The 849-nt window shown below is 66.9% G+C and carries 1 protein-coding gene; it reads right to left on the bottom strand.

Annotated features, from left to right (window positions below; translation table 11 throughout):
• Positions 1–347 precede the first annotated feature (347 nt).
• On the bottom strand, positions 348–770 hold the full coding sequence (locus MF605_RS12150; RefSeq protein ID WP_422614629.1) for a zinc ribbon domain-containing protein: 423 nt from the start codon (positions 768–770) through the stop codon (positions 348–350).
• Between the last annotated feature and the right edge of the window lie 79 nt (positions 771–849).

The following is an 849-nucleotide window of genomic DNA, read 5'->3' as shown; positions in this document are numbered from 1 at the left end:
CCCGTGGACTTCGGGGCAGGGAACAGCGGGCCGATCACGGCCCAGACCTCGTCCGAGATGACATCACGCGACATGACCCCAGACTCGCGCATCCACGTCCCCGAACCCTTTAGCAACACGCCCTAGGAAGGACCGGGGACCAGCCCAGATCCCTACGACAGCTCAACCCAGGAGCCGTGAATGCCCCTGGGAGTCTGGCTCATCCCTGCGCGGGCGGAGCTTCCGACGGGCTCACCGACTTTGACGACGTGCCCGTGGGCTCATCCCTGCGTGCGCGGGGCTTCCCCGACCACAATGTTGTTGGGGTCGGGGATCTTGGGCTCATCCCTGCGTGCGCGGGGCTTCCACTACCTGGCCAGGGCGGATGCTCCGCGCACTGCGCTTTCCCCTTCGGTTGAGGGGGGTTGGGATGACCAGCCAGTTGCCCGGCTGGACATGCCCACACCCTGGGGTGCGGGCTTGACGCTTCCACGCCCCTGCCCCGCGGCCCCGCCAGATGGCGGGCCCGAGACAGCAGCTCCACGTCCGTTTCGACTCTCCCGACGGCCTCGGGCGAGCTCGACCCCTGCTCCACGCTCCTCCTGCACAGCCCACGCCCGGATGTTGATCGCGGCGTTCACGTCGCGGTCGATCACCAGGTGGCAGGCCTCGCACTCGAAGGTTCGCTCGGCCAGGGACAGCGTGGATTTGACTGTCCCGCAGCGCGAGCACGCCTTCGAGGAAGTTGAGTCCCGGATAGTGGTGTAACCCTCCCCGGTGGCCACGACCATCTTCGAGACGGACGCGGTCACCGTGGGAGCCTTCGAGCGAACCTTCCACAGCACTCTCGAAAGGACATCACCACGATGA

Origin of the sequence: Micrococcus luteus (assembly GCF_022664405.1) — a bacterium.
Classification (GTDB): Bacteria; Actinomycetota; Actinomycetes; order Actinomycetales; family Micrococcaceae; genus Micrococcus; species Micrococcus luteus.
This window is presented reverse-complemented; position numbering and strand designations above follow the sequence as displayed.

What these genes read in the sequence shown, in the direction of transcription:
- MF605_RS12150 (WP_422614629.1), bottom strand. Translation starts at nt 770, where the DNA reads ATGGTCGTGGCCACCGGGGAGGGTTACACCACTATCCGGGACTCAACT.